This is a genomic window from Xanthovirga aplysinae, assembly GCF_009711365.1.
GTDB lineage: Bacteria > Bacteroidota > Bacteroidia > Cytophagales > Cyclobacteriaceae > Xanthovirga > Xanthovirga aplysinae.
In genome coordinates, this window is the sequence record NZ_SMMB01001029.1 from 1 (window position 1) to 6744 (window position 6744).

A 6744-nucleotide genomic window follows, 5' to 3' on the forward strand; every position below is an offset into this window, starting at 1 on the left:
TCTAACGTTTAAAAAGACCGACAATGTAAAAAATATCATCTATGCTATTAGACCAGGTAATTAAGAGGCAAGCCATAAAAAAGACTGTGGGCGATAGCCAACTTAAAAGTCTTTTGAAAGCAATCAGTTGGAGGATTGTGGGCACTATCGATACGATTGTGATTTCTTTTTTGATTACGGGAAAATTGACACTGGCCATATCTATTGGATCTATTGAGGTCTTTTCGAAGATAATGCTTTTTTATGTGCATGAAAGGCTTTGGGGAAAATTGTTATTAAAACCTTTAAAACAGGATAGCTTTGGAGCAAATCGAAATAATCAATAGTGAGTTGCAAGGCCTGAATTCAATAGAGAGATTACAGTACCTTGCTAATAAATTTCAGGGGAAGATTGTCTTTTCAACTTCCTTCGGGCAAGAAGATCAAGTGATAACTGATATGATTTTCAGAAATGATTTGCCAGTAGAGGTTTTTACCTTGGATACTGGTCGGTTATTTGAAGAGACTTATTCCCTATTTTCTCGTACACGAAAAAAATATGGGAAAACTATAAAGGCCTATTTTCCAAACCAGGAAAAGGTAGAAGATTTACTTTTAGAAAAGGGCCCGGAATCATTTTATCATTCAGTGGAAAATAGAAAGGAATGTTGTTTCATTCGAAAAGTTGAGCCTTTGAAAAGGGCTTTAAATGGAAGGGCAGTTTGGATAACTGGGCTTAGAGCCGGACAATCTGATTCTAGAAGTAACCTTCCTCAGGTTGAATGGGATGAACAGCATCAACTCATCAAATATCACCCTGTTCTTTCTTGGAGCCTTGACGAGGTGCAGGATTATCTTTCAGTGAATAGAGTGCCCTATAACCCTTTACATGACAAAGGTTTTGTCAGTATTGGATGTGCCCCTTGTACACGTGCCATTTCCCCAGGAGAAGACATTAGGGCGGGACGCTGGTGGTGGGAAAGTTCTAAAAAGGAATGCGGTTTACATCAGTAATATTTTAGGTAGTTCGAACAGAAATTAAATATGGAAAAATATATAGATAATCACCCGAAGGCATTGGAAAATGAGGCTATTTATATTATTAGGGAAGTAGCCGCTCAATTTGAAAAACCAGTATTATTATTTTCAGGAGGAAAAGATTCTATTACATTGGTTCGCTTGGCACAAAAGGCTTTTTACCCTGCTCCAGTACCTTTTCCTTTGTTGCATATTGATACAGGGCATAATTTTCCGGAAACCATTGAATTCAGAGATCGTCTGGTGAAGGAGGCTGGTTTAAAATTAATTGTTCGTCATGTACAGGATACTATTGATCGAAAGAATATAAAAGAGGAAACTGGTAAATATGCGAGCAGGAACATGCTCCAAACTACCACTTTGTTGGATAGTATTGAGGAATTTGGTTTTGATGCTTGTATTGGTGGAGCTCGTCGTGATGAGGAGAAAGCAAGAGCCAAGGAGAGAATTTTTTCTGTAAGAGATGATTTTGGACAGTGGAATGCCAAAGACCAACGTCCGGAGCTTTTTGATATCCTAAATGGAAGGATCCACAAAGGTGAGAATGTAAGAGTATTTCCTATCAGCAATTGGACTGAGTTAGATGTTTGGCATTACATTCAAAAGGAAAAATTAGAAATTCCTTCCATCTATTATTCTCATCAAAGAGATACTTTTGTCCGCGATGGAATGATTTGGCCTTTCTCAGATTTTGTTACAGTGGATGAGGACGAAAAAATTGAACAGCGTACAGTGAGGTTCCGTACGGTAGGGGATATGAGTTGTACAGCTGCCGTAGCTTCTGAAGCCAGCGATATTCAAACCATTATTGATGAAATTCGCTCTGCGATTATTTCTGAAAGGGGAGCAAGAATGGATGATAAGCGATCAGAGGCAGCCATGGAAAACCGCAAAAAAGAGGGGTATTTTTAATTCCCTTAAGAGTTTTTAACTCACAAAGTTTTTAATTTCTAACAATTTGGTATAAAAACCTTCTTTCTGAAGGTTGAAACATAAACCCTCAACGGACCATAAATTATGGATGTATTAAGAATTTCCACTGCCGGAAGTGTTGATGATGGGAAAAGCACACTTATTGGCAGATTGTTGTACGATACACACTCTCTCACACAAGATCAGCTCCACGCCCTGGAAGTGGCCAGTGAAAGGCGCGGACTGGATAGTATGGATTTGTCCCTTTTTACAGATGGTTTGACTGCTGAAAGAGAACAGGGTATTACTATCGATGTTGCTCATATTTATTTTTCAACAGAGAACCGAAAGTTTATTATTGCAGATACTCCAGGACACGTGGAGTACACAAGAAACATGATTACTGGTGCCTCAAACTCTCAGGTGGCCGTTATCCTTATTGATGCTCGTCATGGAGTGGTTGAACAAAGTCGTCGGCATTATTTTATTACGTCTTTGTTGCGCATAGAGCAAGTAGTGGTGTGTGTCAATAAGATGGACCTGGTTGATTATGAAGAGCAGCGATATTATGAAATAGCTTCAGAGTTTCAAGAACTACGATCTGCTTTTGGGTTTGAAGGGCAACAAGTTCAATTTATTCCTGCCTCCGCTCTTAAGGGTGATAATATTGTGCATAAGAGTGATAAGATGTCTTGGTATGAAGGCCCCTCATTGTTGTCATTTTTGCAGCAAGTTCAGGTAAAAAAGGATGAAGAGCAACTAGCTCGATTTCCTGTACAATGGATTAACAGACCAAAAGAGGGAGAGTTTAGAGATTATAGGGGGTATTCCGGGAAAGTGGCCAGTGGTGATTTTCAACCCGGAGATCAAATCGTAGTATTAAATAGTGGTCAGCGCTCTACCATTACCAGTATTGACACCATGGATGGACAATTGAAGGTTGCAAAGGCAGGTGAGTCCGTTACTTTGGTCCTAAAGGATGATATTGACATTAGCAGGGGAGACCTGATTGTGAAAGAAAATGAACTTCCTGAGGGAAAAAGGCAATTTGCTTCAACCCTTTGCTGGTTAGATAAAGAGCCTTTGAATAGAGCTGGAAAGTATATTTTACAGCATGGACATTTTCGAACCCTAGCTAAACTGGAAAATATTAACTATTTGACCGACCCACAAACGTTGAAAAAACGTGATGATGTTGATACCCTACGTTTAAATGATATTGCACAGGTACATTTTAAAACAGCTGGCCCAGTTTATACAGATTCCTTTGAAAAGAATAAAGCAAATGGATCTTTTATTTTGATCGACCCACAAACCAATGCCACGGTAGGGGTAGGTTTTGCCAGTTAAATATATTTAATTTTAAAAAGGAGAGGTTGTCTTTGTTTTAGGACAACCTCTATTTGGTTATATGAGTAATTAATATTTAATTTCTGGAGATGATTCCGGAAGGGAAGACTACCAAGCTTTCATTCCCATCCTTTCCAACTGCCGCTACTCCAAAAAGGAAATTGTCGATAACTATATTCTCAAGTTTAAATTCTGATAATTTCCCTACGAAACGAGAATGTTCCCATTGCGGAGAAGTGGTTAGCCGCCAATAAATTTTATACCCGGCTAGGTTTGGATCATTTTTCATTTCCCATTTTAAGGTAGTAGAGGCCTGTACAGCGCCTCCAATTTTGACCTCAGTTGGTTGGGGTGGAGCCCAGGCCAGGCCTGCTAGTGTAATGGCATTTACGGCAGTTAATTTGGCTGCGTAATCAAAATTAACTCCTTCAATAACATCTCCATACTGTATTCCGTTTTCCCTTCTTAAATCTTGATGTTGGCGTGTATAGTTTTCATGAGCCTCCATAATACGAATTCCAGGAAAACCCTCGTCATTAAATGGACGATGGTGGCCTCCTCTGCCAAATCTGTCCAGGCGATAAACCATTATGGGATCCATGGTAGGCATATATTTATTGGTCATTCTATCCACATATCTGGCTAGTTGTCGAGAAACTCCGTCTACTTCTCCACCATAAAAACGTCTCAGTTGTCTTTGTTTTTCAGTTTCAGTGACAGGAGTGGGTTCTGAAAAAATCCGGAAACTTTGGTTGTTTATGATCCCATCCAGTCCCTCTATATTCCCGATCATATCGTTGTTTAAGACTCCAATAATATCCCAACCTTTTTCTTTCGCTTCTTTGGCAAAGAATTTTCCACCAAATAAACCTTGTTCTTCTCCCGAGAGGGTCAGGTAAATGATACTGTTTTCAAATTTATATTTGCTTAAAACTCGCGCGGCCTCTAATACACCTGCAACCCCTGAGGCATTATCATTGGCTCCAGGGGAATCTGAAGTTGAGTTTAAGGGATCTGTTACCCTCGAATCGATATCCCCTGTCATGATTACATAGCGATTTGGGTATTTAGTACCTTTTTGGATAGCCGCTACATTTACTACCCAAGTGTCTTTTGGAATTCTACGGCTTTCACCTTTCTTTACTAGACCTTTTTGATAATACACCTCAAGAGCGTTACCTGCCTCCTTAGATATTTTCTCAAACTCTAATTTGATCCACCGACGAGCTGCTCCTATGCCTCTTGTTTGGGATGTGGTATCAGATAGGGTGTGCCGCGTACCAAAATTGACTAATTTTTGGATATCTTTCTCAATGCGATCAGAAGAAACCGCTTGTACTATTTCAAATATTCTAGGGTCTTCTTGAGGTGGTATTTTTAGTTGTTGAGCCCTTAGATCAGAGAAAATCGAAAGTAATAGTAATCCCCAAATAAGCGCTTTTTGTTCTATTATGAATTTTCTTTTCATGATAGCCTATGTCTTTGGTTTAAAATGAAAAAATGAGCTTCAAGTTATTAATTTCAGGGTGAAATTTCTAGTGATTTGTGGTTAAACACTTATTTAGGGCAAATATTCCTTTTAACTATAATCTCTTTCTTAATTATGGTTATTTTTGAGGTCAATTATTCGTAAACTATAGGGGAAGTTATTTATATTAAAGAACCGATAAATAAAGTTTGGAATTAAATGAGTAGTAAAAATAAAATAGTGGTATTGTCAGGTGCCGGCATAAGCGCAGAAAGTGGAATTCCTACTTTTAGGGATGCGAATGGGCTTTGGGAAGGTTATGATGTGATGGATGTAGCCACACCGGAAGGTTGGGCAAAGAACCCCAAAATGGTTTTGGACTTTTATAATCAAAGAAGAAGAGCAGTGTTGGATGCTCATCCTAATGCAGGGCATTTTGCTCTGGCTGAATTGGAAGAAGATTTTGAGGTTAGTATAGTTACACAAAATATTGATAATTTGCATGAAAAGGCAGGATCATCCAAAGTTCTTCATTTGCATGGTGAAATTCTAAAGTCACAAAGTAGCGTGGATGAAAATCTGGTTTATCCTATTGATGGTTGGGAGATTAAATGGGGAGAAACCTGTGAAAAAGGTTCTCAGTTGCGCCCTAACGTAGTGTGGTTTGGCGAGGCAGTTCCCTTATTTGATCGGGCTATAATGGAGGCCAGTTTTGCAGATATTTTTGTAGTTGTGGGAACATCCATGCAAGTATACCCCGCAGCGCAGCTTGTTGATTTTATTTCTGAAAATGTACCTATATACGTAATAGACCCAAAAAAACCAGATATGATGGGGCAGAAATATGATTTTCATTTTATTGAGAAAAAGGCTTCGGAAGGTTTAATTGAGTTAAAAAATATATTGTTAAAAAATTAATTTTTTTTTACGATTTAAATTATTTGTTGGCGGTATTGTTGGCGAAATAGTTCAAAAAAGATTGTTTTAATTATCCACCTTAAAATATCTTCTCTATTTTTAATTCTCTTTCTTTCGTAAAATTTTAAATCCAGATATTACAATTACATATGAACCCCCTCGAATTCAAAGCCGAACTATTCAAATGCTTATCCGATCAGGCGCGGATACAGATAATCGAATTATTGCTGAAGAAAAAACGAATGTATGTTACCGAAATTCAAAAAGAGTTAGGATTCACCCAGGCAAAAACATCCAGACATATTATATATCTAAAAAAAGCGGGGGTGCTTAGTTTGGAGCAAGAACCAAATGCGAATTATTACCTTATCTCGGATGATTATAAGAAGCTTTTAAAAAGTTTGTTGGGGACTTTTGGGAAAAATTAATAGTTTCCATTTCTAACTAAATGGAAGTAATGGGTATAATGTGGATATACCACATATGTTGTATATTCGCAGGATAAGGTATAATATACCACATATGTGGTATACACGATTGTTGTGCCCCATGGAAATAAAGTATTCTTTTAAGATTAAACAAAAATGATAACGTTAAAATCTCTTTTAGAATCTGATGTAACTTACTTCTATAAATGGGTTCAAGATGAAGAAGTCATCCAATATTCAATGTCAATTTTTCAAAAATTGAAGACAGAAAAAGAAGTTAAAGATTGGTATTTTCAAACAATAAAAATTAAAGAAGATTTAACACTAGGAATTTATTTGAATTCGACTTCAGAATTAATTGGTTATGCAGGTATCACCAAGATATCTAAGACAAACCATTCAGGTGAATTTTATATATTAATTGGAGAAAAAAAGCTATGGGGCTTAGGAATAGGAACAGAAGTCACTAGAAAAATTTTACAAATTGGATTTTCAGAGAAGGGATTACATAGAATCATGTTAACTGTATCAGATCCAAATATTGGAGGATGTAAAGCTTATGAACGAAGTGGTTTTAAATTAGAAGGTAGGCTAAGAGATGCTTGTTTTAGAAATGGAAAATATCATGATAAATTATTAATGTCAATTTTA

The 6744-nt window shown here is 37.3% G+C and carries 8 protein-coding genes; 7 read left to right on the forward strand and 1 reads right to left on the reverse strand.

The features are described from left to right. Positions 1-41 precede the first annotated feature (41 nt). The 4 genes from E1171_RS10810 to E1171_RS10825 all read left to right on the forward strand — a co-directional run bounded on the left by E1171_RS10810 (position 42) and on the right by E1171_RS10825 (position 3279). Positions 42-326 carry a DUF2061 domain-containing protein gene (locus E1171_RS10810; protein WP_155206021.1) on the forward strand — a complete coding sequence of 95 codons (285 nt, stop codon included), beginning with the start codon at positions 42-44 and terminating at the stop codon, positions 324-326. Then, entirely contained in the window at positions 301-993 is a 693-nt protein-coding gene (locus tag E1171_RS10815) for a phosphoadenylyl-sulfate reductase (protein ID WP_155206022.1), read from the forward strand. The genes E1171_RS10810 and E1171_RS10815 overlap by 26 nt, the downstream gene beginning before the upstream one ends. Positions 994-1023: 30 nt before the next feature. Then, the gene (gene cysD / locus E1171_RS10820; RefSeq protein ID WP_155206023.1) at positions 1024-1929 is read left to right on the forward strand and encodes a sulfate adenylyltransferase subunit CysD; all 906 of its coding nucleotides are present in this window, start codon (positions 1024-1026) and stop codon (positions 1927-1929) included. A gap of 105 nt (positions 1930-2034) precedes the next feature. Next, on the forward strand, positions 2035-3279 hold the full coding sequence (locus E1171_RS10825; protein ID WP_155206024.1) for a sulfate adenylyltransferase subunit 1: 1245 nt from the start codon (positions 2035-2037) through the stop codon (positions 3277-3279). A gap of 76 nt (positions 3280-3355) precedes the next feature. Here E1171_RS10825 and E1171_RS10830 read toward each other — a convergent pair whose 3' ends face one another. Further along, positions 3356-4747, reverse strand: a complete 1392-nt coding sequence (locus E1171_RS10830) for a M28 family peptidase (RefSeq protein ID WP_155206025.1) — start codon at positions 4745-4747, stop codon at positions 3356-3358. A gap of 219 nt (positions 4748-4966) precedes the next feature. Here E1171_RS10830 and E1171_RS10835 point away from each other — a divergent pair, with 219 nt between their 5' ends. From E1171_RS10835 to E1171_RS10845, 3 genes are all read left to right on the forward strand, one after another. After that, complete coding sequence (locus tag E1171_RS10835) at positions 4967-5665, forward strand: SIR2 family NAD-dependent protein deacylase (RefSeq protein ID WP_155206026.1); 699 nt, start codon at positions 4967-4969, stop codon at positions 5663-5665. A gap of 149 nt (positions 5666-5814) precedes the next feature. Beyond that, positions 5815-6093: an ArsR/SmtB family transcription factor gene (locus E1171_RS10840; RefSeq protein WP_155206027.1), complete on the forward strand. Its 279-nt coding sequence runs from the start codon at positions 5815-5817 to the stop codon at positions 6091-6093. 156 nt (positions 6094-6249) lie between these two features. Continuing rightward, on the forward strand, positions 6250-6744 hold a 495-nt coding region (locus tag E1171_RS10845; protein ID WP_155206028.1), incomplete at its 3' end, for a GNAT family N-acetyltransferase.